The organism is Mucilaginibacter phyllosphaerae, assembly GCF_004378255.1.
In the GTDB taxonomy this organism is placed as follows: domain Bacteria; phylum Bacteroidota; class Bacteroidia; order Sphingobacteriales; family Sphingobacteriaceae; genus Mucilaginibacter; species Mucilaginibacter phyllosphaerae.
The window spans coordinates 259996-285562 of the sequence record NZ_SNQG01000003.1; the positions used below are offsets into that span (position 1 = coordinate 259996).

A 25567-nucleotide genomic window follows, 5' to 3' on the forward strand; every position below is an offset into this window, starting at 1 on the left:
TTATGTATTGTAATTATTTGTTAAGTTTTCCTGTTGATTTTAATAAAGTATAGTATGCCAAACCTGCATCGGCCTTAGCCAGTTCCAGGTTAATTTCGGCCTGGTAAAGCAAGGTTTGCGCATCGGCACGGTCTGTAGCCGATGAAATATTGCTGCGGTATTTAGATTCCAGTATCCGGTTGTTCTCCAGTGCCTGGTTAATTGAGGTTTGCAGCAGTGCAATCTTATCCAAAGCCATTTTGTAATTCTGATAACTTTGGTTAACCTCATTTTTTACATTATCCATGGTGATGCCGCGGTTTATTACCACTTCCTCACGCTGTAATTTAGCTTCGTTAACTTTGTTTTTATTAGTCCAAAGGCTGCCAAAATCCCAGCCTAAAGTTAAGCCTACAGATATTGGGGTAATGTAATTACCGCTTTTGGGCAATGGGTTTGCAGATACCCCTACATAGTAGGCGCTGCCCGATGCCGAAAGCGTGGGGGTAGTATTTGCTTTAATGCTTTTTATGTTAATATCGGCAACCTGTGTGCGTAAATCTGCCTGTTTAAACTCGGGGCGGTTGGTCATGGCCGAATCTAAATAAGATGCTAAAGGCATAGCAGCCCTGTCGGCTTCTGTTATCTGTGCGATATTCAGTTCGGTACCTTCGGGCAAGCCCAATAAAATATTCATGTTGTAGTTAATGATCCGGCGGTTGTTTTCCAGATCAATACCATTCAGCTCGATGTTTGAGCGCTGTAACTGAAAACGCAATACATCATTTTTAGTAACCAGGCCCTGTTCAAAAAAGCGTTGCGATTGTTTGATCTGGGCATCAATGGTTGCTAAATTTTGCTGAACCACCTTTTTGCTTTGCAGTACCTTATACAGGTTATAATAAGCGTTAATAATGCTGTAAGCTATCTGGTCCTTATCGTTAACGGCGTCTAAACGGGCAACCTCGGTTAATAATGTGGTCGATTCGCGGGCATATTTTAACTTATTACCTGCAAAAATTACCTGGTTTAAAGATAGTGTACCTAAATAAGCGTTTGCACTGGTGGGCAACCTCAGGCTTTCTTCGCCAAAATTTAATTTGTTGGCGGGTATCTGCGCACGATTATAACCAAAGCTGGCACTGCCTGTAGGCAACGACCGGTCTTTTGCCTGCTCGTATTGAGATACGGCCTGGTCGATGCGAGATTGCGAAAGCTTGAGTACTTTACTGTTGTCTATCCCCAGTTTAAGGGCTTCTTCAAGCGTAAGGGTACGGTCCTGTGCGGCGGCGGGGTTAGTAAACAGCAAAGCTATAATTAACATAGCCGTACCGCCCGCGGCTTTTAGGGCCTTGTTGATGAGTGAAGGTTTCAATGGTTTATAAGTTATTGTTGTCATTTTCATTCTGTAAGTAAGCTTTTAACAGTGTTTTCATATATTTTTTAAACCGTGGTTTAAGCAGGTCATTCTGTACACCGGCGTCCAGCACATCAAAACCAAGCACCTTTGATGAAATATGCGGTGTATTTACGATGTAGTTTTTTGTGCCAAAAATGGTGGCGACTAAAAGCTGCTGATCGGCATCCTTGTTAAAGTCACCCTTTTTAATACCCTCGGCTATAATGTTTTGAAAAACCGTCACGTTTTTCATGATAATATCGGTGATCTGGTCGGTAAGATCTGTTTTTTTAGATTTAGAGATCTCGCGGTTAAGCATAATGTGGAAGCAATTGTTGGTTACTACCTTATCTATATAACTATCAAGATATTTATCCAGTTTTTCCCAGGAATTAATGCTTTCATCATTACCTATACTAAGCAATACATTTTGGAAACTGGTGATCCTGCGATCAAATATGGCCAGGAAAACACCTTCTTTTGATCCGAAATAATAATTGAGCATAGCCATGTTTACACCGGCTTCACCAGATATCATACGGGTTGATGCCCCGTCGTACCCGTGTTCTGCAAATACACGCTCGGCAACATCAAGTATGTGATCTTTTTTATCAGTTTTATCCTTTTCCATTTTCTTTTTAACGGCACAAAATTAATCAAACGATTGATTAATGTAAATATCAATTTATCATATTTATGTAATCGTTTTACAGGTAATTCAAAAAATCAATCCGATAATTAATTGGGCGGGCTATATCTTATCACGCAATAATTATCATACCAATTATTGCATCGGGGTTAGTTTAAGATATATTTGTTTTATGAAGCGTTTTCTACCTGTACTCATTGCCCTGTTATCAGTTTGTTCATCCGGATATCCACAAGCATCGCCACCGGCAGATATAGGCAGCATACAGCAAAATCTAAAAAAGCTGAATGTGCTTGGAAGCGTGCTGTACATTGCAGCCCACCCAGATGATGAAAATACCCGTTTACTGGGCTATCTGGCGCAAGAAAAGCATTATCGCACCGGCTACCTGTCGCTTACCCGCGGCGATGGCGGGCAAAACCTGATCGGCACCGAGCAGGGCGAACTTTTAGGTTTGATACGCACACAGGAACTTTTGGCAGCACGCAGGTTAGATGGTGCAGAGCAATTTTTTAGCCGTGCCAATGATTTTGGTTTTTCGAAGAATCCCGAAGAAACCCTGAAGTTTTGGGATAAGGATAAAGTGCTGGGCGATATGGTTTGGGTGATCCGCAACTTCAGGCCCGATGTAATGATCTGCCGTTTCCCTACTACAGGCGAGGGCGGGCATGGTAACCACACCGCATCAGCCATATTAGCGCAAGAAGCTTTCAGCGCAGCTGCCGACCCTAAGCGCTATCCGCAACAGTTAAAGTATGTAAGCGTGTGGCAAGCCAAACGCCTGCTTTGGAACACCTTTAGTTTCGGGTCTGTAAATACTACATCGCCAGATCAGTTTAAGATAAATGTTGGCGGTTACAACCCGTTATTAGGCAAAAGTTACGGAGAAATAGCTGCCGAAAGCCGCAGCAACCATAAATCGCAGGGGTTTGGTTCGGCAAGGCAGCGGGGAGATGCCTTTGAGTTTTTTAAGACCATTTTAGGCGATGCCCCCAAAGCCGACCTAATGGACGGCGTAGATGTTAGCTGGAACAGAACGCCGTTTGGCGCCCCGATAGCCGTACAAATTGAAAAGATAACCAAAGCCTTTAACAGCGATGCGCCGCAGGCATCGGTACCGGCTTTAGTGGCTTTGCTGGGCGATGTAAACCAAACTGTTGCAACTAACAAAGCCTTCCAAACCGTTAGATTAACGGAGGGTGCTAATACTGCTTATGACTATTGGCATAAACAAAAAACAAAGGAGTTAAAAGAATTGATAGCGCAATGCGCAGGCTTATGGTTTGAGGCTTATGCTGATGAGCCTGCCTACGCTTTGGGCGATGTGATAAAGATCCGCGCGCAAATTATAAAACAAAGTGATGCTGCCGTAAATTTTGGAGGTGTTAGTATCGTAGAAGGAGGAATTGCAGGTACTAATACGCCACTCGCCCAAAATCAGCTTCAAACATTTAACCTTACTTTAAAGGCAGAAAAATTATCCCAACCTTACTGGCTGGAATCGCCTCATGGCATAGGCAGCTATACGATTAATGATGATCTTAAAGTGGGCAATCCCGAGAATCCGGATGCGCCTGCGGTTATCTTTTTATTTAATATTAACGGCAAACCAATTGAGTTTGATCGTACCGTTCAGTTCAAATATGTAGACCCTGCCCGCGGCGAGATCTACCAGCCGTTAGCGATAGCGCCCCCGGTAACCGCCAACATTGCCGAACATGTTTACGCTTTTAACAATACACAACCGCAAACGGTACAGGTAAAACTGAAAAGCTTTACCAATGCAAGCGGCAGCATCAGCCTAAAACCTTTGGCGGATTGGCAGATCAGCCCGGCTAAAGTTGATTTTGACGGCAAAAATAAAGGCGATGAATGGATAGTGAATTTTAACGTATCGCCTGCAAATACTAAAACCAGCACTGCTGTTTTGCAGGCAAATATTACCGCCAATGGCAAAACATTTGCACAGGGGTTACTGGATATAAGGTACAACCATGTGCCCGCAATCACCATTTTTCCACCTGCTGAGGCAAAACTTGTAAATATCGACCTGAAAACTGCCGGTAAAAAAATCGGTTACATAGCCGGGGCCGGCGACCTGATACCCGAATCTTTACGCGAGATAGGATACGAGGTGCACCTGCTAACCGAAAGCGAGGTCATCAATAGCAACCTGGCTGTTTATGATGCCATTATAACCGGCGTACGTGCTTATAATGTAAACGAACGGCTGGCTTACGAGCAACCCAAGTTAATGGAGTATGTAAAAAATGGCGGTAACCTGCTGGTGCAATACAATAACAACAATGGTTTGGTTACGCGTAATATTGGCCCCTACCCTTTTACGGTGGTTAACCAGCGCGTTACCGAAGAGGATGCCAGGGTGACATTTTCAGACCCCTCCAGCCCGGTGCTTAACTATCCCAACAAAATAACCGATGCGGATTTTAATGGCTGGATCCAGGAACGCGGGTTATATTTTGTAGATAATATAGATAGCCGGTACAATACCCCCCTGCAAATGAATGATACCAGCATGGCGCCAAATAAAGGAGCGTTGATTGTAACAAATTATGGTAAAGGGCGTTTTGTGTACACATCGTTTGCATTCTTCAGAGAACTGCCTGCGGGTGTGCCGGGCGCATATCGCCTGTTTGTTAATTTGTTGAGCAAGCCAAAAAACTGATAATTCAATTAGGCATCAATGGTTTAATAACATAAATTTGCAACAGAAAATTTAACATATACACTATGTCACATCATCATCACCCGCACCACGAAGAAGAAAAAAACTACGATTACATATTTTATCTTGTTGCTTTACTTACAGGTATGTTTGTAGGTGCAATTGTTGAAAGAGGCCTTATCTGGATCCCGGTAGGTGGTGTGCTGGGTTTATTAAGCGCAGCCCTGTTTATCAAATTCCTGGTGAAAGGCCGTGAAGAGGTCTGATCATACCGACCTCCCTTCTTTTATAAAAAACTGGAACCAGTTTTACGGTATCGTTATCGTATGGCTGGTTTTTTTAATTCTTGTATTTTGGCTCATCACTAAATTTTTTGAATGAGCTTAACCGACTGGATAGTATTGGCCGTTACCTTGCTGGGCATTGTTATTTACGGCATCCGGAAAAGCGGCAGCAGCAAAAATATCGATCAGTACCTGGGTAACCGTTCGCTGCCGTGGTACCATGTGGGCTTATCTGTTATGGCCACACAGGCCAGCGCTATTACCTTTCTTTCTGCACCCGGGCAGGCATATAGCGATGGAATGCGCTTTGTGCAATTTTACTTCGGTTTGCCGCTTGCCATGATTGTGCTTTGCGTAACCTTTGTGCCTATCTTTCATAAACTTAAAGTTTATACGGCCTACGAGTTTTTAGAGCAACGCTTCGATCTGAAAACACGTGCGCTTACTTCTACTCTGTTCCTTATCCAAAGGGGGCTATCTACGGCTATTACTATTTATGCACCGGCCATAATCCTCTCCGGCATTCTGCATATCAATACTACTTACACTACGCTTTTTATAGGTGGCTTGGTGCTTTTTTATACCGTTTATGGTGGCGCAAAGGCCGTTTCGTACACGCAACTGCTACAAATGAGCATCATTTTTACCGGGATGTTCCTGGCCGGTGTTTTTGTGGTAATGCTGTTGCCTGATAATGTGGGTTTTGGCAAAGCTGTAAAACTGGCCGGTAACCTGGGCCGGATGAATGTTATCGACTGGAAGTTTAACCCCAACAATCGCTACAACATCTGGAGTGGTATCATCGGCGGATTTTTCCTGCAGTTATCTTATTTCGGTACAGATCAAAGCCAGGTAGGGCGCTATCTAACAGGTAGTTCGGTAGGGCAAAGCAGGCTGGGGCTGATCATGAACGGGCTGATCAAGATCCCGATGCAGTTTTTAATATTGCTGATAGGGGTACTGGTATTTAGCTTTTACCAGTTTAACCGGCCGCCGGTATTTTTTAATAATTACGAGGTAGAGCAGGTGAAAAAGGGCCCTTACGCCCCGCAGTTTAACCAGTTTGAAAAACAATATGCCGATGCATTTGCCCAAAAAAAGGAAAAAACCGAGCGCCTGATAAAAGCATTTGACAGCAAGAACGAGCGGGAAATTACCATAGCCAAAAATGACCTGAAAACGGCCGAAAAACGTACCGATACCGCCCGTAAAAGTGCCATAAACCTTATTAAAAAAAGCAGCGGGAACAATGAGGTAAATGATACCAATTATGTGTTCCTCACCTTTGTTACGCATTACCTGCCCAGGGGGTTAATAGGTTTGCTTATCGCTATTATCTTCCTCGCATCCATGGGGTCTACCGCGAGCGGGTTGAATGCCCTGGGCTCAACCACGGTGATAGATATTTATAAACGCATCATCAAACCCGGCCAAAGCGAGCAGCAGTACGTTAATGCATCGCGCCTGGCAACAGTATTTTGGGGTTTGGTTTGTATTGGCATGGCGCTTTACGCAAGCAAAATAGGCAACCTGCTGGAAGCCGTTAACCAGTTGGGCTCTTACATCTACGGTACCATTCTGGGGGTATTTATTGTGGCTTTCTATCTAAAAAAAGTTAAAGGCACCCCGGTATTTATTGCGGCCGTTGTTACCGAAGTAATGATTTGCATTATGGGCTATTATGGCACGGTAGCTTACCTTTGGCTTAATGCCATTGGTTGTTTTAGCGTAATTATTATTGCCTGTGTACTTAATAAACTTGCACCCGCCAAAGCGGTATCTTCTTCATAAAACTTTTTAAAAACACATTGGGGTTTTTGGCATTAGTACTATGTTAACGTATGAAAGCTAAAAACAATGCATCCATTTACAGCGCCTTAGCTGCCAACCTGCTAATAGCCGTAACTAAATTTATTGCAGGAGGGTTTACCAACAGTTCGTCCATGATATCAGAGGGGATCCACTCTATGGTTGATACGGTTAACCAGGTGCTGCTTTTATACGGCTTAAAGCGCAGCCATAAACCGGCGGATGTAAAGCACCCCTTTGGTTATGGGCGCGAGCTTTATTTTTGGTCGTTCATCGTATCTATTTTAATTTTTGGCCTGGGCGGCGGGATCTCTATTTACCAGGGCATCAATCACATTATCAAACCGGAGGAGTTGGGCAACCCATTCTGGAACTATATCGTCCTGGCATCATCTTTCGTGTTCGAGGGCACCTCGCTTTTGATCGCTATCAAAGAATTTAACAAGGTACGGAACGGACAAAGCTGGTGGTCGACAATTGTAAAAAGTAAAGATCCGTCGAGCTTTTTGGTGCTTTTTGAGGATGGCGCCGCTGTATTAGGTTTGTTTATCGTTTTTGTATTTATGCTGATAGGCCACCATTACAATATGCCTTATATGGATGGTATCGCATCGGTACTGGTTGGTTTGCTGCTGGTATTTGTATCGGCTATATTGGCCCGCGAAAGCCGCAGCCTGCTGATGGGCGAAGGCATTGCACCTGTAACCCAGCATAAAATAAGGGTATTGGCCGAAAAGGATGAGGCCGTTATCCGGGTAGTGAACGTACTGTCCACCTATCAGGCGCCGGATGATGTGATATTGATGCTGATTGTTGAATTTGAACCCGATATTGACACCGAAGATATTACCGCATCTATAGAACGTGTAAGGCTGGCAATTAAAACAGCCTTCCCGCTTATTAAACTGGTTTTTGTGCAGCCGCAAACCTACACCCGTATCCCCAGTAGCCTGTTCAGCACAAAAAAGCCCTGAGTTTTTTGTTGAGGGCTTAAATTACTTACGGGGTACCTGTACTATTCTTTTGCCTGGCTTATAACGGCTTCATTCAGGCGAACGTACTCATCATCATTGGTTTCTTTAGCCAGCTTTATACCTTGCTGGGCAGTTGCTATGGCAGCGGCTTTATTGCCGATTTTTAACTGCACGCGTGCTTTCCATAGTTTAAACCAGGGCGCCTGCGGCTCCAGCTTTTCGGCCTCTAATGCCCACTGCATGGCTTTTTTAAGGTCTTTATCGTTTTCGTAATAGTATTGTATGGCGTTAAAGTAGGGCCGCTTTTTAATATCGCCCTGCATCAGTTTATCAATATTGGCGGTTATCTGCGCATCGTCATCCGTTTGCATGCGGATGGGTACCGCCGTGCGGTCCCAAACAATGTACAATTCTGTAGATTTTGTGGTTGAATTGGCAAACTGCATGGTTAAAGTTTCGCGCTTCTCTTTTACATCCACAGGTTTTACCTTAAAGCGTAAAAGGTCGGCTTCCTGCTTGTAGCTGTAAGCCCCCCATTGTTTGGCGGTTTTATTCAGAATGATGGTCCAGCTGTTTTTTTCGGGGATGCTGAATAAGGCATAAGTGCCTGCGGGTACCTTATTGCCTTCTACCAGTACGTTCTCGGTAAAGGTGATGGTGGTGGCAGCGTTGGCCCCGGTGCGCCAAACTTCGCCGTAGGGGTTAATGCCGCCAAATATTTTGCGGCCTTTAACATTTGGGCGCGAATAAGTGATGGTGATTTTACCCAGCCCAAAATCCTGTATCAGGGTTTGTGTTGAACTGGCTTCGGGAATGCGTGGCTGCTCTTGTGCGTAAATATTTAAGGTTACACATGCCAGTAGCATGGTAAATGCATATATAATTGTTCTTTTCATTCGTATAATTTACCCACTAAGGTAGCAATTGTAAGATGAATTTTTAGTGAAAAGGTTTAACGCGATTGAACGTAGGCGGTATAAAAAAATAAAAGCCTCCCAACCTTGCGTCGGGAGACTTTCAACCTAAACCTTATCACAATTAACCGGCAAGATTGCCGGTATGCATAAGTAATAACAAATACTATACCAAAATTACATTCATATGCAAAAAAAGCATAAATGTGTCCTGGTGACACAAAAACGCATATTTTTATTAACTTAACGCCATGTTAATATTGCAGAATTGGAAAAGCTGTCATCCTTTTTGTACACAAAAAGCTGACAGTTACGGCCTTTTTGCCACTGTTTTGCGGCGCAGGTAGTTGTCCAGTAAAAATAAACCCATTACTAAATCAAAAAACAAAAATGCCTTTACAACCGGGCCTTTAAAATAGTGGTTGGCATCTGTAGCGCCTGTAATTAACTGTTGGGGCATTTCAAAGCTGTTGCCGGCTGCCCAGTTTACAGATGATAACGCATAGATTAGCAATGCCGCTATAGTAAGTACAAAAAAGCCGGTTATGGCCATAATAATACGTTTATCTATGGCAGCTTTTAAGGGCTTCATGGCATTTTCTGTACGTATGGTTTCCATTACCTTGTAGGTGAAGGCCATGGCGGGTTCATCCAGGTCCATGTTCGCAAACTCCTGGTTAAACTGCAGCAATTCATTGTATTTTGAACGATACATCTCGTCCTGTTCAATAAGCAGGGCAATGGCTTGCTGCTCGGCAGCGGGCAGGGTGCCATCAATGTAGTTCCAAAGTTTTTTTTCTATACTGTTCATATCAGTTCGTTAACTTCGTTTTTTAAATTGCGCTCCAGCTTTTCTTTTAAACGCTGGCGCGCTCTAAATAGTTTTACTTTAACCGTGTTAGCCTCCATCCCCAGGGCCTGTGCAATCTCTTCCAGGGATTGTTCGCCTTTGTAAAACAGGGTAATAATCGTAGCATCATCCGGCAAAAGCTGTTGTATGGCCTGGTTAAGGTAGTACGATCGTGATTTGTGCTCCACATTATACTCATCATAACCGCTTGGCTTACCTGCTATTTGTATATAGCTTTCATCATCATCAATTGATGAGGTGCTTACCCGCTTCTTCCGCAAAAACGTCATGGCGGTGGTATAAACTATACTGTACAGCCAGGTGCTGAATTTTGACTGCTGCTGAAACGTGTTTAAAGACCGGTATGCCTTTATAAAACAATCCTGCGCTATTTCTTCGGCATCTTCGCGGCTTTTGGCAAAACGCAAAGCCAGCGTAAATACAAAACGCTGATGGCGCTTAACCAGGTCTGCATAGGCCGATTGGTTGCCATTTAAGGTTTGCTGTATTAACTCGATGTCTGAAAGCTTGCTTTGCATAGGATACAACCCCTATGACGACACTTTTGCCGGCCAGGTTACAGTTTAATTAACATTTTACAGGTAAACATTACTTTGATGATGCATCACGCTGCTTTAATAAATTTAAGCATTAACATTCAGATATATAGCATAAATGCGCACCTGTATATATTGTAAGCCCGAATTTTAAATATTTTTTTGGCCGGGTGTAACCTATGCAAAATAGGTGTGGTCATAGCTTACAAATACACTGTAGTGGTGTAACAGAAACAAAAAAATTAACTTATTAAATTTATATTATCATGGAAGGTGTATTAGTACCAATTTTAATTTCCCTGGGGCTTTTTGCAATGATCTTTGGGATATTTTATATCCGTAACCGCGAACGTATGGCAATGATAGAAAGAGGCATGGACCCACGGGCCTATAAAGCGCAGCCCGCGCCTTACCAAAACCTTAAATGGGGCCTGTTATTAATAGGCTCAGGGTTAGGGTTGTTTCTTGCCTACTTGCTTGACCGTACCGTTTTTGCAAACACACACGACGAGAATGAAGCCATTTACTTTGGATTGATAGCCGTTTTTGGAGGCCTTGGCCTGGTGTTTTCTTACCGGATAGAAAAGAAGGAAATTTACGACGTAGAGCACAAAAAAGAACACAATTGATTTGGTGTAAACCAAAAAGCGGCTGCATCATTTAATTTACGATGCAGCCGCTTTTTTTTTAAAACCGCTGCCTAAGCAACGCCCATGGCAGGGATAACTAAGGTTTATTACCTTTTAAATAACAAGCAATAGCCTTAAAAAAATTTTACCGGTTGCTCTTTTATAAATTTAGCAATCTGTGCATGGCGGGCAGCCACCTACAGGCTGGCATAAATTATTAGCGGTACATTTAATAAGCCCTGTACAGCACCCTAATGAGTAAGCATCGCCTCTTTGCCCTTGTGCGGCGCATCCTGGTAATTTACCACCTTGAACTTGCTTCATCTCTTTTCTTGTAAGAGCTGTTCCTAAATTTGATTTCATAAAATTAATTTATTTTGGCCATGGTTTTTAAAGAGGTACAAGGCTCGCTACCTTTTGGGCTGATCTGTATTTTAAAGGAGATCATCATCAAAAAATAAAATGGCCTTAAGCAAGCACCTGGTAAATTGATGTAATTGCGTTTAGGTTTCTATAAACATACAAACACTTATTTGGCAAAACAAATTTTATTTATCGTTTAATTTGGGGCGGGCAGATAAAAAAGGAATTTAATAGCGGCTGTTTGATCGGCAGATGATGCCCGGTGCCAAATGCAATTTTGAGTTATATGTTCAGACGGCGAACAGATCATTTCCGGATAATACGGAAAATGAGAATATATGATTAATCAGGATCAGCCTCTGTTATTTATGCCTTAAGATAACGGTCGTTAATAATGTTAAGGTGATAGATCTCGTGCCCGGCGGTAAGATATACCAATGCCCCTACTTTAACCAGCGCGCCGCTGGCTACACCGCTGCGCATTAGCTGCTCTTCGCTTAAGGAGTTAAAAAGATATAAAGTGGCTGCGCGCACGGCCTTAAACTCATCGGCCAGGCTTTGGATGGTGCGGCTGTTAAAATCGGTACTGTTAACATAGGTTTCCTGGTCAAACCCCGGCAGGGAGATATCCTCGCGCGAGAAAACAAAAGCACGGAAAGAAAACACCCGCTCGGTATCTATCATATGCCCCAACACCTCTTTCAATGTCCACTTGCCGGCCGCGTAGGCGTGCATAGCCTGCTCATTGCTCATGTTATAAAACAAAGCATGGGTTGATGCCTGGTTATCTGCAAGCACCTGTAGTACATTGGCCCCGGCGGGCACTGCGTTTACGTAGCCTGCTGCATAAGGTGCATATTCATCAGAGTTTGGCCTGTTTATCATATCGTATGGTTTTTAATATAATACGGAAGGTGGTGCCTTTGCCCACTTCACTGTCTTTTACAAATATTTGCCCGTTATGGTAGTTTTGGATGATGCGTTTGGTAAGCGATAAGCCAAGCCCCCAGCCACGTTTGCGGGTAGTGTAACCCGGCTGAAACACCGTATCGAACTTAGACCGCGGGATGCCTTTACCGGTATCGATAATATCAATATATATCAGGTTTTTTTGCTTGCTGCCGGTTATCTGTACCTTAATGCTGCCACTTTCGGCAATGGCGTTCACTGCATTTTTAAGCAAGTTTTCCAGCACCCAATCAAACAGCGGCACGTTGAGGCCGGCATGCAAACGGCGGTTGCCGGTAAGCTCAAAGGCAATTTTATTACTTACGCGCACTTTAAAATAATCTACAAAATCTTTTACCACTTCGTAAACGGAGTGGTCTTCTAATTTCGGGGTCGATCCTATTTTCGAGAAGCGGTCGGCCACTATTTCCAGCCGCTTTACGTCATTCTCCATTTCGGCCATCAGCGGGTCGTCTTCGGCGTTAAACTTATCCTTAATCAGCTCTATCCAGGCCATTAAGGATGATATGGGTGTGCCCAGCTGGTGTGCGGTCTCTTTAGCCAGGCCTACCCAAACCTGGTTCTGTTCTGATTTTCTGGAGGAGCTGAAAGCCGTGTAAGCCACCATCAAAAATATGGCAATAACCGATAGCTGAATGTAAGGGAACATCCTGAGCTGTGTAAGCAAGGCCGAATCTTTATAGTAAACAAACTGAGGCTCGTTCAGCATGGTGAATTTTATGGGCGCGTGCTGTTCTTTCATGTATGCCAGCTCGTCCTTAAAATACCCGGGGTCGTATTGCAGTTTACGTTGCTTCAGCTCTTCCTTATCAAGCTTGTAGTTGGTTTTAGATGGGTCCAGCCCGCGCCAGTTGGTAATTTCACTTCTCGAATCGGTAATAATGGCCGGCACCACCAGGCTATCCCTTACCGCAATAACATAGGTTAAAAAATCATTATCATAAGTATTAACCAGCTGTTTCATGCTCAGGGCCCATACCTGCGCGCGGGTACGCTCAGACCGGGCAATGTTACGCACCAGGTAGCTGGTATAAAAAACAGAACCGCTGGCGATAACCACGGCAAAGGCAAGTAAAAAATATTTCCAGCGGCGTTTTTGTTGATACGGGTTCATAAGTAGATGCTCAAATAACGAAAAAAATTCCGGTATGTAAATTCCGGCATAAAGGTGATCAGCGCCCGGCCTCTACCTGCTCAATTACGTTGGATATTTCTTCTGCACGTTTATCCCAGGTATTATTTTCGGCTGTTTTTAGTCGCTCCCGGCGCTTTTCGGCGCTGTCCTCAGCAATTTCAGATCGTACGTATTGCAAAAACGTTTCCTTATCGTCGGTTATTTTAATCAGGCCGGTAAAGTCGGCAATATCACCAAAGGCGGTACTTACCACAGGCAGGCCTGCTGCCAGGTATTCATTAATTTTCATGGGGTAAATGCCCCTTGTCAGGTCATCCTTAACAAAAGGGATAATGCCTGCCGAAAAGCTTTGCAGGTATGCCGGGAGCTGATCGGGCATCTTTGGCCCTTCTATTTTTACGTTAGGATATTTTTTCAGTATCGCCAGCCCTTTGTCGCTTAATATGCGGCCTACAAAAACAAATTCGGCATCGGGCATCCCGGTAAACAGGTGCTGCAATATATTGTAATCGCTGCGGTCGTCAATCGTACCAATGTAGCCCACCACTTTTTTACCCGGGTTGGGCAGGCGGTTAAAGCCTTTTTTAAACAGATCGACCTTAACGGCATTTTTAACAATAAAGCATTGTTTACAAAGCGCGTTCTTACTTTCATACAAGCCCTGCGAAGTAACAATTACCGCATCTGCTATTTTCATAACACCGGCTTCCAGGCGCAGGCCATGGCGCGATAACCAGCTGTGCGCACCTTTGATCTCGTCATAGCAATGATAGATAAGGGTTTTTTCGCCGAAGGCATGGCCGTTCATCAAACCCATGGCGGGGTTAAAAGAGGTAAAATTGATAAGGTTATGCTGCATGTTTAGCTTTTTTAAAGCTTTTTGCACCACCCGGCGCAATAGCCAGGCGTTAAACTTTAGCAGCGTATTATACAACCCGCCCGCCGGTAAAAAATTTACCGGGAAAACCAGCGGCGGGAAAAGAATATGTACGGTACCGCCGCCATCTGTTTGCAGCGTACGGATACGGCTTTTAAGCCCGAACACTTTTTTAAAATCAATGGCATCTTTATCGCTTACCCCTTTTAGTGCATCTTTATAGGTATAAGCATTCTCTACAAAAAGTACATTATTGGTATCCGCTAAAACTTTCATCAGTTCAACCACAGCCTTAATATAATTGCCGTTCCACTCGGTGCCGCTGATGCAAAGTATATTACGGTTGTTTAACATAATTTAATGTATTTATGGCTAAAATAATAATAAAACGGGTTGTTGATAACCTTATACGGTTAAAATAGCTTTTTGTGCTAAGTATGTATTTTTAAATATATCCGGCTTATGTTTTCTTGGTGTGCATTTTATTAGAGTATAAAATAAAAGCAAACATTATATGCCGGTTAAGGTATAAATTAAACAAAATTTATAATTATGCCGGCATAAGTACAGCTTTGGCAGGTAGGTGTTTTACCATAACTATCAATTGCGTATATTTAGTGTTGTATAAAAGGAGTTATGATCGCGATTGCAAATACAGACAGCCAAGAAATTATTACCCTGCTGCATGATGCCTATGCAAACCGCATCCATAATTTAAAGCATAGCTTATTGCTGGCTAACGAAGCCCTTGCCCTTAGCCGCAAAATAAATGATAAAGCGCTGATCGGGAAAAGCCTTAACCAGTTATCCTTATTTAATATGATACGCGGTGCTTACAGCCGCGCAGTGCAAATGGCTAAAGAAGCCATCCGCTGTTTTGAAGAATTAGAAGATGAACGCGGCGTTGCCGATGCCAAATACAATATTGCCGGCGCGTATTATAAAACAGATAATTATCATTTAGGCCTGATTTATCTTTTTGACAGCCTGGCTATATACCGCAAATATGATGATCATCATAACCAGGCGCGCACCTATAAATCATTAGGTACTATATATGAGTATTTTGGCGACAGTAAGAATGCCGTGCGTGCATATAAAAATGCCATTGATGCCGCCCGTAAGGTAAGGGATATCAATATGGTATCTAACGTTTACAATCCTTTATCGGGCATTTATCTTAAACAAAAAAAAGTGGCCAAGGCTTTGCGCATCATTGAGCAATCAATAGCCATGAAAGCTAAAACAGGCGATATCAGGGGGATGGCGTTTGCCTTATACGGCCGTGGCAAGATATATACCCACCAGGGGCGTTTTGAAGAGGCCGAAAGCGACTTGTTGAGTGCTATTGAAATACACCTTGCCGCCGGCGAAAAGCTTGGCCTGGGTATGGCCTATCATAAAATGGCCGCCTTATATATTGAAATGGGCTTGCTGGATAAAGCCCGCGAACTTTTAAAAAAGGGGCTAACCTTTAGCACCAAATATAATATTGCCATCACCAAGTTTAAATGTAGCTACCTGCTTTACCGCATCAGTAAACTTGAGAAGAAACTGGAAAGCTCTTTAGCCTACCTGGAACTTTATTTACAGCAAAAAGAAGCGGTTATTAATACGCAAACGTTAAAGGTGATAGAGAATTATGAGCTGATAGCCAAAATGGAATCGATGGAGAAGGAGGCCGGGCTGCAGAAGGAGCGGGCCGCCATTATAGAAAAGCAGGAACGCGCAGAACAGGCAGCAAGGATGAAGCAGGATTTCCTGTCGACCATGAGCCATGAAATTCGCACCCCGCTTAATGCCGTAACTACCATCACATCGATGCTTACCGAAAAAGCCGGCAATGAAGATGGCCTGCTGGAATCATTAAAGTTTGCCTCGAATAACCTGCTGCTGGTAATTAATGATATACTTGATTTTACCAAGCTGGATACCGGCAAGGTGCAGATAGAAAATGCACCCTGTATGTTTAACGAATTAATGGGCCGGATAATTAAAACATACAACAGCCTGGCGCATAAAAAAAACATCCGGCTGTTACTGGAAACGGATAAAGACCTGGCCGATTGCTATGAGATAGATGAAACCAAATTATCACAGATACTGGGCAACCTGATAAGTAACGCCATTAAATTTACCGACCACGGCCATGTAAAGCTAACGATAGAAAAGCTGGACAGCCTTATTGATACCGATGAGCTAAAGTTTAGTATTGCCGATACAGGCAGCGGCATCAACGAAGAACATTTTGACGAGATCTTTGAAAGTTTTTCGCAGCCAAAATCAATTACCACCCGCAAGCAGGGCGGCACAGGTTTAGGCCTGGCCATTGTAAAAAAACTCACCGAGCTTTACGGCAGCAAGGTGCAAATAGAAAGCAGCGTTGGTATCGGGTCGGTATTTTCATTTAAGCTGAAACTGAAAAGGGCCGGTGCGCCGGGTAAAATTGCTTTAAAAACAGCAGACGGGCTAAAAGGGAAAACCGTTTTACTGGCCGAGGATAACCTGATCAATGCCATGGTAGCGCGCAAGCTGCTGTCAAACTGGGGGATGATAGCCGAGCATGTAATAGATGGTGTGCAGGCGGTTGCCCAATCAAGGCTAAAGGCGTTCGATTTTATTTTGATGGATATCCATATGCCCGAAATGAATGGGTTTGATGCTACCCAAAGCATCCGTAATACTCAAAACCCCAATGCCCATACCCCCGTTTTTGCCTTAACTGCAGATATAACCGCCGAAAGCAATATAGATTATAAAGGCTATTTTGATGGCTTTTTACGCAAGCCGATAGAGATTGACCGCCTTTATGAAGCTCTGATGAAGGCATCCGCTTAAAACATAATAAATTATAAAACCTGCCGCAGAGTTGCTAATATTACATTTTATAAAAAACGCCGGCAATGAAACATTATGGCCTTATAGGGTTCCCGCTTTCGCACTCGTTCTCTAAAAAATATTTTACCGATAAATTTGCGGCAGAAGGTATCACCGATTGTACCTATGAGCTTTACCCGATCGAAAGTATAGAAGACCTGCCAAAATTATTGCATCAGTACCCCGATCTTTGCGGCCTTAACGTAACGATACCGCATAAGGTGAAGGTTATAAAACAGCTGGACTGGGTAAAGCATGATGCCAAAGGGGCGGGTGCTGTAAATTGCATCCGTATTACATCAGAAAGCCCGGTGCTGGCGGCATTCTCCGGAGAGGTGGGTGTGCAGGGGCATGATTTTAGGCTGGAGGGTTATAATACCGATATTTATGGCTTTGATATGTCGCTTACTCCCTTGCTGGAAGACCATCACGACAGCGCCCTGATTTTAGGGGACGGCGGCGCAGCACGTGCGGTAAAATGTGTATTGGATAATAAAGGCATCAGCTACAAATGCGTAACCCGCAAGCCGGCAGAAGGTAACCTGTTATTTAGCCGGCTTACCGCAAAAGATATCAAAAACACCAAGCTTATTATTAATACGACCCCGGTAGGCACCTATCCGGATGTAAACGAGTGCCCGCCTATACCTTATGAAGCGATAACGGATGAACACCTGTTGTTTGACCTGATCTATAACCCGGATAAAACCCTGTTTTTGAAAAAGGGAGAAGAACAGGGGGCTACCATTAAAAACGGTTACGAGATGTTAGTGTTACAGGCCGAGAAAGCCTGGGAGATATGGAACTCGAAAGAAAAACACCCGTGAGATATTCAGCGCTTATTTTAATGGTATTATTTATTGCCGCCTGCGGCGGCAATGCAGATTATGCGCCCAAGCCGCGGGGGTATTACCGTATTGTACTCCCTAAAAAAGATTACCGGGAATATACCGGGGGTTGCCCCTTTACCTTTCAATATCCTAAGTATGGCAAAATAGAGCAGGATAAGTCGGCTAATGCAAAGCCCTGCTGGCAAAACATACAGTTTGCGCAGTTTAATGCCACGCTGCATTTAAGCTACCAGCCCGTAACCTCAAAAAAGGAATTTAATGAGCTGATTGAGGATGCCCATAAATTAAGCTTTAAGCATACGGTTAAAGCAACGTCTATCGATGAAGGGATCATCCGCTATCCGGATCGTAAGGTGTATGGCATTTACTATACCATTGATGGTAATGCGGCATCGTCTGCCCAGTTTTACTTAACAGACAGCACCCACCACTACCTGCGTGGCGCGTTGTATTTTAATTCCGAACCGAGGCTTGATTCTATCCAGCCCGTTCTTAACTTTATTAAGAAGGATGTGGATGTAATGATCAAAAGCTTTAAGTGGAGATAGCAGGAAAGTAACATCGAACATCCAATATCAAATGCTGAATGATGAAGTATTTGTTTCTTCATTATTGGAAATTCAACATTCGTTATTCGATATTATCTGATTTGCGATTACCATTCACCTTTAATAAGCTACTTTTGCATTATGGCGAATGTTAAGTGCTTTGTAAATAACCCCTACCAGGAAAATACTTACCTGTTGTTTGATGAAACCGGCGAATGTGCAATTATTGACCCCGGCATGTATAATGCAGCAGAACAGAACGCGGTTACCGGTTTTATAAAAGATAACAGCCTGAAACCGGTGCTGCTGCTGAATACCCATTGCCATATAGACCACGTACTGGGTAATAAGTTTGTGTTTGACCAATATGGTTTAAAACCGCAGTTTCACCAGGGCGAAACAGATGTGCTGGCAGCAGTGGTAGCCTACGCGCCGGCAATGGGCTTAAGGTACGAGCCTTCGCCCCTGCCGGATGAATATCTGCCGGAAACCGGTACCATAAAATTTGGGAATACCATATTGCAACTGATATTTGCGCCCGGCCATTCACCCGCACACTTGTGCTATTATGATACCACCGCAAACCTGCTGATTGGCGGCGATGTATTGTTTAGAAACAGTATTGGCCGTACCGATTTGCCCGGCGGCGACTTTAGCACCCTGGTAAAAAACATCGAAGAAAAGCTTTTTGCCCTGCCGGATGATTGTACGGTTTACCCGGGCCACGGCCCCCAAACTACCATCGGGTTTGAGAAACAGACCAATCCATATTTGTAAAGCATTAAACATTTGAACACCTCCGTCTACATAGCCAAAAGGTACCTGTTCTCTAAAAAACAGACGCATGCCATCAATATCATATCGGGCATCTCTATACTGGGGGTGCTGGTAGGCAGCGCAGCTTTAATTATCATTCTTTCGGTGTTTAACGGGTTGGAAAAAGTGATCCTGTCGCTTTACAGCAACTTTACGCCCGAGCTTAAGATAGAGCCGCGCTACGGCAAAACTTTCGACCCGCACTCGCCTTATTTTGAGGGTCTTGGGCGCGATAAACGCGTAGTATCTTATACGCAGGTGTTGCAGGAAAAAGCATTGATCCGTTACGGCGACAGGCAGTTCATTGGCACGATTAAAGGAGTAAGCAGCGATTTTTTAAAAGGCCGTACGCTGGATAGCACCATCCAGTTCGGTTCGTTTACGTTAAAGGATAACGGGCAGGATTTTGCTGTGGTTGGTTCTACCGTACAGGGTAGTTTGGGGGTAAGCTTAAAAGATCAGTTTACGCTGCTGCAGATCTTTTCGCCCAAGCGCAATGCGGGCAGCTCCACCAACCCCATGAATGATTTTGTATTCCGGTCTATCCAGCCGTCGGGCGTGTTTGGCATCCAGGAGGATTTTAATGATCTGATCATTACCCCCATCGAGTTTACCCGCAGCCTGCTGGATGAGCCGAACATGGTATCCTCCATCGAAATAAATTATAAAAAGGGCACAGATCTGAATGCAGTGCAGGAAGCAATTATAGATCGTATCGGTAAAAATTACACCATCCGCAACCGTAAAGAGCAAAACACTGAATTGTATAATACCATTAATTTCGAGCGCTGGTCGATATTTATGATACTAACCTTTGTGTTGATCATTGCCATATTCAACATCATCGGCTCGTTAACCATGCTGGTGATAGATAAGCGGAAGGATATTGCCATTTTAACCAGTTTGGGGGCCAACAAGGGGTTAATACAGCGCATCTTCTTTTTTGAGGGGATGATGATATCGGTTATCGGCTGTGTAAGCGGCCTTGTTTTGGGCCTTATCGTATGCTATGTACAACAACAGTTCGGCTTTATTAAAATGGGTTCAACCATGTCTGTACTGGATGCTTACCCTGTGGCCTTTAAATTGGGCGATATTGGCCTGGTGTTTTTAACCGTAATTGCAATTGCTACAATTGCATCGGGCATCAGTTCCAGCCTGAGTGTAAAACGGCTGGATGAGATAAAACAGGAGCTGTAGGGGGGCTAATTTGCCTATTGGCGAGTTTACTCCTCCCCAGCCCTTCTTTGCGCAGCAAAGAAGGGAGTAAAATAAAAAGCTTTCTCCTCACCCTTTTTGCGCTTGCGCAGAGAGGGTCGGCAAGCGAAGCGATGCAGGGGTGAGTAACTGCAGCAAGAGGCATCGCTCCTGATATTTTTTACAAATACAATTTGCAGGCCGCTTTCAATTCATTAGCTTTAACCATACCTTCGCAAATAATAAATTCAAACTCATTCGCCTAAGCAGCGTTACTAAATACTATGGAATCAAAACGTCAGCAAAAATTTGCCGGGGTAATACAGCAGGACCTGGCCGCAATATTTCAACGCGAGGGGATGAACTATCTTCCGCATACCCTGGTTACCATAACCAAGGTGCGCGTAACGCCCGATCTGGCCATTGCCCGTGTATTCCTCAGCTTTTTTAACAATACCGATAACCAAACGGCACTGCAAACCATAAAGATGCATGCGTCAGAAATTCGCTACAAACTGGGTGCGCGCATCAAAGATCAGGCGAGGATAGTACCCCAGCTGGAATTTTTTGTGGACGATACCAGCGAATATGTAGAGCGTATGGATAAGATATTCGACAAGATAAGCAAGGAAGACCGCCAGCCGGATACCGAGTAAACAAGATGCATGCTACCGAAAAATTAGCAGCTTACATTAAAGTCCGCCCCGGTGCTATTGGCAAAGTGGTGGACTTTGATATTAAAAGCGACCGCCTGTACCCGCTTGACCTTACTGCCGCCAACGCCGAACTAACTACAGAAATGGTTGCCGATACACAGGCTTTTGCTGCCTGGATAAACAATAAACTGGCCGGCAGTAACGCCCGCTACTCCATTGGCGGTTATATGGAGCACCGCACCATTTATACCCGCAGCGCATTGTTTGATACCGCTGATGAACCCCGTCGCCTGCATTTGGGTGTAGATATCTGGGGCGATGCTGGCTCGCCTGTTTATGCGCCATTACCGGGCACGGTGCACAGCTTTGCCGATAACGATAACTTTGGCGATTACGGGCCAACGCTTATTTTGCAGCATCAGTTGGATGGGTTAACCCTATATAGCCTGTATGGGCATTTAAGCCGCGAAAGCTTAACTGGTTTGCAGATTGGGCAGTATGTTAACATCAATCAGCAAATAGCAGCATTTGGCAACGCTGATGAGAACGGGCACTGGCCCCCGCACCTGCATTTTCAGCTGATGCTGGATATTGGCGATGCCAGGGGAGATTACCCGGGCGTGGGGCAATATTCCAAAAAAGACCAGTATCTGCAAAATATCCCCAATCCCGAATTGATCTTGCAGTTTACCGGCGTTAATTTATTATAATCTGACCCGATTGCATTTTACACATTAGTGATTATATTTGCGGTCGTAAAAAACTTCATTTTTAATAACATAATGAGAGAAATACAATTCAGGGAAGCGCTAAGAGAAGCCATGCAGGAAGAAATGCGCAAGGATGACAGCATATACTTAATGGGCGAAGAAGTTGCCGAGTATAACGGTGCTTACAAAGTAAGCCAGGGTATGCTTGATGAGTTTAGCGCTAAACGGGTAATAGATACGCCTATATCTGAATTGGGCTTTGCCGGTATCGGCATTGGTTCGGCCATGAACGGCTTAAAACCGATCATCGAATTCATGACGTTCAACTTCTCGCTGGTAGCTATCGATCAGATCATCAACGGCGCAGCCAAGATCATGTCTATGAGTGGCGGCCAGTTCTCTGTGCCAATTGTATTCCGCGGCCCAACCGGTAATGCGGGTATGTTAAGTTCGCAGCACAGCCAGTGTTTCGAAAACTGGTATGCAAACTGCCCCGGCTTAAAGGTGATCGTCCCGTCAAACCCTTACGATGCTAAAGGCCTGCTAAAATCAGCCATACTTGATCCGGACCCGGTTATCTTTATGGAATCTGAGTTGATGTATGGCGATAAAGGCGAGGTGCCCGAAGAAACTTATTATATAGAAATAGGTAAAGCAAAAGTAACCAAAGAAGGTACTGACGTAACTTTAGTAGGTTTTGGTAAAATAATGAAAGTGGTTAACGCTGCCGCAGCCGAACTTGAAAAAGAAGGCATCAGCGCAGAGGTGATCGATTTGCGTACTGTACGCCCTATCGACTATGATACGGTTATTGCTTCGGTTAAAAAAACTAACCGTTTGGTAATTGTAGAAGAAAGCTGGCCTTTAGGCTCTATTGCTACCGAGGTTGCCTTTAAAGTACAAAAAGACGCCTTTGATTATTTAGATGCACCGGTATTGCGCATCACCGGCGGCGACGTTCCGTTGCCTTACGCACCTACCCTGATCCAGGAGTACCTGCCAAACCCCGAGCGTGTGGTAAAAGCAGTAAAAGAAGTAATGTACGTTGCTAAATAATCAGCAACTAACAAATATCTGAAAGCCTTCCGCGCATTAGCCGGGAGGCTTTTTTGTTCCTGAACTTTATAAACTAAATTTGAGCATACACATATATAATTAACAGGATATATACCGAAGCAAGAAAACTCCACCTCATTTTTTAATACCTATTTATACCGGCATCAATCATTTTAGTATGCACACAATAGATGGTAATTTGCGTTGTGTTAACAAAAATAATTTACATGAGCACCATCCTCCACGTTTTAAACGGCGACGCCACCCTTAACGGATTTGAACAAACCAGCCTTGACGGTGATATATTAGTTTGGCGCGAAGTATTATCTGAAGGCCCGGTATCTGTAAACATAGAAGGTGGCGAATTTTGGAAGAACCGTACATCCTGGATCATAAATACCTTTGATGAAACCTCCGAAGGCTATCAAACCAAAGTGATAGAGCCGCTGGCAAAGCTTAATGAGCCTTATGAAGAAATTAACCTTTGGTTTGAGTTTGATCTGCACTGCCAGGTAAACCTGTTGGGTATAATGATGCTGCTTTCGCAGCAAACAAATTTATCTGGGCCCGCCGTGTACCTGATATGCCCGGCAGAATATCCGGGTGTGGAAGATTTTAGGGGTATGGGCGAGCTGGACGGTGGGCAGCTGGAAGATCTGTACGATAACACCCGTGTACAACTAAGCGATTACGATTTTGAACTGGCTACCGAAGCCTGGAGCCTGTACATCAACGGCGATGCCAGCCGTTTACAGGGCTGGCTTAACAGCGTACAATTCTGGGCCAATATGCAATGCCTTAAGCCCGCTTTGCAGGCGCATCTAAAACGCCTGCAGACTGATCAGCAAGGCCTTAATTATATTCAGCAAACTTTGCTTGATATTTATAACCGGGGTATTAAAACCAGGCCCGAAATTTACCGGGCTTTTTGGCAGGCCAATAAAATATATGGCATGGGCGATAGCGAGCTGAACATTTACCTGAATGAGTTACAAGCCCGCAAACTAATAAATATATGATGTTACGGAACCGTTACCGCCATGGTAGGGGTGCGGTCGCTTTCGTTTTTTAATCTATCCAAGGCCGTAATTACATAAAAATAAGTTTTGCCGGGCTGCACATTGCTGTCAAAGTACAGGGGTGTGGTATCATACTGAATATGCAGGATGTTTTTAGGGTCGCCCAGGTCAAACTTTTCGCTTTCCTGGAAACGGTACACCACATAGCCGTAAGTTGGTTCGCCATCTTTAGCCGGTAAAGGCGCCTGCCATTTTAGCATCACGCCTTTGTTTTCGGCACGGGCAACAAAGTTTTGCGGTGCATTGGGCGGGATAGAGTCCAGCCAGAGCATGGGGGGCGGCAGGGCCGGGTAACGGTAAAAATCTTTTTTTAAGGTATCGGCCAAATGGTTGGCATTGGCAATTAACGATTGCGACCTAAAGTAAACGCTGCCCTGCACGCGCGGGTTTGCCCTTATCAACCGTAGCTGGTTAGGAATTTCTGAAGGGTTTTTAAATGCCGGGCTGCGCTGTTCATAAAAACGGTAGGGTGCCTGGCCTATATATAAATGGCGGTTGTAAGTATTGTTGCTCCACCAATCCAGCAATATATCAAATGCCGCCGCGCGGTTGCCTATCTGCCAGTAAATTTGCGGGTTTATATAATCTATCCAGCCTTCCTGCATCCACTTGCGGGTATCGGCAAAGTTTTCGATATATGACGAGCCTCCGTTGGTAGCAGAGCCATCAGGGTGCTGGCTTTTATTGGCCCAGATACCAAACGGGCTGATCCCGAATTTCATGTTGGGTTTATACTTGTGGATGCTGTCGGCCATCATGTGTATCAGCTTATCCACATTGTCGCGCCGCCAGTCTTTTATATTATCAAAGCCTTCGCCATATTTGGCAAAAGTTTCGGCATCGTTTATTACCTGCCCCCTAACCGGGTAAGGGTAAAAGTAATCATCCATGTGGATGCCATCCACATCATAGTTCTTAACTACATCCAGCACCACCTGTACAATATACTCGCGCACCTCGGGCAGGCCGGGGTTAAATAGCTTTATGCCGTCGTATATAAAAAACCATTCGGGCTTGGTACGGGTAATATGCTCGGGCGCCAGGGTAAAAAATTTGTTATCAAAAGTAGCGCGGTATGGGTTAAACCAGGCATGCAGTTCCATATTGCGTTTATGCGCCTCGGTAACGGCAAACTCCAAAGGGTCGTATCCGGGTGCCTGGCCTTGCTTGCCTGTTAAATATTTCGACCACGGTTCGCGGCTTTTGGCGTAAAAAGCATCGGCAGCGGGCCTTACCTGAAACATAATGGCGTTAATGCCATTTTGCTGATGAATGTTCAGTTCATCGGCCAGTTGTTTTTTTTGCGCCTCGGGGGTTGCACGCGCGTTGGTTGGCCAGTCCAGGTTTACCACGGTAGCTATCCAAACGCCCCTGAATTCGTATTTAGGCTGTGTGGTGCTAAGTTCTTCTGGGGTAACGGTTTGCGCAACTGAAAGGGATTGTATTACTGAAAATAAAATAAGCGTAAGCAGATATCTGTATAATTGCATTAAGCGGATGTGTTATTTTTTAAAGCCTCAAAGATATAAACTCATAACTAAGCAGTTTTAGTATTAGTATAATAATTGAGCCTGTTTTGTGTTTTAATGATATTGTATTTATTTTAGCCAGCATGTAACAGGCACAAAACGGCAGGCTTTTTACTGCTGATGTTAGTTTTTTGCCTATATTTATATTAAAAATGTAAAAAAGACAGATAGTGC

The 25567-nt window shown here is 44.1% G+C and carries 23 protein-coding genes; 14 read left to right on the plus strand and 9 right to left on the minus strand.

The features are described 5' to 3' along the window. Positions 1–13 precede the first annotated feature (13 nt). Together E2R65_RS09350 and E2R65_RS09355 are read right to left on the minus strand one after the other, a co-directional pair. Entirely contained in the window at positions 14–1384 is a 1371-nt protein-coding gene (locus E2R65_RS09350; protein WP_134336229.1) for a TolC family protein, read from the minus strand. After that, positions 1359–2009: a TetR/AcrR family transcriptional regulator gene (locus tag E2R65_RS09355; protein WP_134336230.1), complete on the minus strand. Its 651-nt coding sequence runs from the start codon at positions 2007–2009 to the stop codon at positions 1359–1361. Before E2R65_RS09355 ends, E2R65_RS09350 begins: the two co-directional genes overlap by 26 nt. Positions 2010–2199: 190 nt before the next feature. Between E2R65_RS09355 and E2R65_RS09360 the strand changes: the two genes are divergently transcribed. From E2R65_RS09360 to E2R65_RS09375, 4 genes are all read left to right on the plus strand, one after another. Then, positions 2200–4713: a PIG-L family deacetylase gene (locus tag E2R65_RS09360; RefSeq protein WP_134336231.1), complete on the plus strand. Its 2514-nt coding sequence runs from the start codon at positions 2200–2202 to the stop codon at positions 4711–4713. 65 nt (positions 4714–4778) lie between these two features. Next, positions 4779–4979 carry a hypothetical protein gene (locus E2R65_RS09365; protein ID WP_134336232.1) on the plus strand — a complete coding sequence of 67 codons (201 nt, stop codon included), beginning with the start codon at positions 4779–4781 and terminating at the stop codon, positions 4977–4979. 111 nt (positions 4980–5090) lie between these two features. Beyond that, complete coding sequence (locus E2R65_RS09370) at positions 5091–6788, plus strand: sodium:solute symporter (RefSeq protein ID WP_134336233.1); 1698 nt, start codon at positions 5091–5093, stop codon at positions 6786–6788. A gap of 50 nt (positions 6789–6838) precedes the next feature. Further along, positions 6839–7780, plus strand: a complete 942-nt coding sequence (locus tag E2R65_RS09375) for a cation diffusion facilitator family transporter (RefSeq protein WP_134336234.1) — start codon at positions 6839–6841, stop codon at positions 7778–7780. A gap of 41 nt (positions 7781–7821) precedes the next feature. On the opposite strand, the gene E2R65_RS09380 is transcribed toward E2R65_RS09375, so the two are convergent. The 3 genes from E2R65_RS09380 to E2R65_RS09390 all read right to left on the minus strand — a co-directional run bounded on the left by E2R65_RS09380 (position 7822) and on the right by E2R65_RS09390 (position 10083). Beyond that, positions 7822–8676 carry a DUF2911 domain-containing protein gene (locus E2R65_RS09380; RefSeq protein ID WP_134336235.1) on the minus strand — a complete coding sequence of 285 codons (855 nt, stop codon included), beginning with the start codon at positions 8674–8676 and terminating at the stop codon, positions 7822–7824. A 328-nt stretch (positions 8677–9004) separates the two neighbouring features. After that, a complete protein-coding gene (locus E2R65_RS09385) occupies positions 9005–9505 on the minus strand; it encodes a hypothetical protein (protein ID WP_134336236.1) in 501 nt (166 codons plus the stop codon). After that, positions 9502–10083 carry an RNA polymerase sigma factor gene (locus E2R65_RS09390; protein WP_134336237.1) on the minus strand — a complete coding sequence of 194 codons (582 nt, stop codon included), beginning with the start codon at positions 10081–10083 and terminating at the stop codon, positions 9502–9504. The genes E2R65_RS09385 and E2R65_RS09390 overlap by 4 nt, the downstream gene beginning before the upstream one ends. A gap of 284 nt (positions 10084–10367) precedes the next feature. Here E2R65_RS09390 and E2R65_RS09395 point away from each other — a divergent pair, with 284 nt between their 5' ends. After that, positions 10368–10730, plus strand: a complete 363-nt coding sequence (locus E2R65_RS09395) for a DUF6249 domain-containing protein (RefSeq protein ID WP_134336238.1) — start codon at positions 10368–10370, stop codon at positions 10728–10730. Positions 10731–11459: 729 nt separating this feature from the next. Here the strand turns inward: E2R65_RS09395 and E2R65_RS09400 are convergent. The 3 genes from E2R65_RS09400 to E2R65_RS09410 are packed head-to-tail and all read right to left on the minus strand — an operon-like array spanning position 11460 to position 14428. Next, positions 11460–11978 (minus strand): DinB family protein, encoded by a 519-nt coding sequence (locus E2R65_RS09400; RefSeq protein ID WP_134336239.1) that lies wholly within the window; start codon positions 11976–11978, stop codon positions 11460–11462. Beyond that, complete coding sequence (locus E2R65_RS09405) at positions 11956–13176, minus strand: sensor histidine kinase (protein ID WP_134336240.1); 1221 nt, start codon at positions 13174–13176, stop codon at positions 11956–11958. The genes E2R65_RS09400 and E2R65_RS09405 overlap by 23 nt, the downstream gene beginning before the upstream one ends. A gap of 58 nt (positions 13177–13234) precedes the next feature. Then, on the minus strand, positions 13235–14428 hold the full coding sequence (locus E2R65_RS09410) for a glycosyltransferase (RefSeq protein ID WP_134336241.1): 1194 nt from the start codon (positions 14426–14428) through the stop codon (positions 13235–13237). A 282-nt stretch (positions 14429–14710) separates the two neighbouring features. On the opposite strand from E2R65_RS09410, the gene E2R65_RS09415 reads away from it, so the two are divergent. The 9 genes from E2R65_RS09415 to E2R65_RS09455 all read left to right on the plus strand — a co-directional run bounded on the left by E2R65_RS09415 (position 14711) and on the right by E2R65_RS09455 (position 23804). Next, positions 14711–16912: a tetratricopeptide repeat-containing hybrid sensor histidine kinase/response regulator gene (locus E2R65_RS09415; RefSeq protein ID WP_134336242.1), complete on the plus strand. Its 2202-nt coding sequence runs from the start codon at positions 14711–14713 to the stop codon at positions 16910–16912. A 65-nt stretch (positions 16913–16977) separates the two neighbouring features. Further along, positions 16978–17778 carry a shikimate dehydrogenase family protein gene (locus tag E2R65_RS09420; RefSeq protein WP_134336243.1) on the plus strand — a complete coding sequence of 267 codons (801 nt, stop codon included), beginning with the start codon at positions 16978–16980 and terminating at the stop codon, positions 17776–17778. 20 nt (positions 17779–17798) lie between these two features. Further along, on the plus strand, positions 17799–18350 hold the full coding sequence (gene gldD / locus E2R65_RS09425; RefSeq protein ID WP_240043117.1) for a gliding motility lipoprotein GldD: 552 nt from the start codon (positions 17799–17801) through the stop codon (positions 18348–18350). A gap of 141 nt (positions 18351–18491) precedes the next feature. Next, positions 18492–19127, plus strand: a complete 636-nt coding sequence (locus E2R65_RS09430) for an MBL fold metallo-hydrolase (RefSeq protein ID WP_134336245.1) — start codon at positions 18492–18494, stop codon at positions 19125–19127. Between the two features lie 12 nt (positions 19128–19139). Next, positions 19140–20366, plus strand: coding sequence for an FtsX-like permease family protein (locus tag E2R65_RS09435; RefSeq protein WP_134336246.1), 1227 nt, complete (start codon positions 19140–19142; stop codon positions 20364–20366). 281 nt (positions 20367–20647) lie between these two features. Next, positions 20648–21019: a 30S ribosome-binding factor RbfA gene (rbfA, locus tag E2R65_RS09440; RefSeq protein WP_134336247.1), complete on the plus strand. Its 372-nt coding sequence runs from the start codon at positions 20648–20650 to the stop codon at positions 21017–21019. A gap of 5 nt (positions 21020–21024) precedes the next feature. Then, positions 21025–21729 carry a peptidoglycan DD-metalloendopeptidase family protein gene (locus E2R65_RS09445; RefSeq protein ID WP_134336248.1) on the plus strand — a complete coding sequence of 235 codons (705 nt, stop codon included), beginning with the start codon at positions 21025–21027 and terminating at the stop codon, positions 21727–21729. 72 nt (positions 21730–21801) lie between these two features. Further along, positions 21802–22785, plus strand: coding sequence for a pyruvate dehydrogenase complex E1 component subunit beta (locus E2R65_RS09450; RefSeq protein WP_134336249.1), 984 nt, complete (start codon positions 21802–21804; stop codon positions 22783–22785). Positions 22786–23012: 227 nt separating this feature from the next. Continuing rightward, on the plus strand, positions 23013–23804 hold the full coding sequence (locus tag E2R65_RS09455; RefSeq protein ID WP_134336250.1) for a DUF1835 domain-containing protein: 792 nt from the start codon (positions 23013–23015) through the stop codon (positions 23802–23804). 2 nt (positions 23805–23806) lie between these two features. Here the strand turns inward: E2R65_RS09455 and E2R65_RS09460 are convergent, their stop codons facing one another. After that, positions 23807–25354, minus strand: coding sequence for a glycoside hydrolase family 10 protein (locus E2R65_RS09460; protein ID WP_134336251.1), 1548 nt, complete (start codon positions 25352–25354; stop codon positions 23807–23809). Positions 25355–25567: the final 213 nt, after the last annotated feature.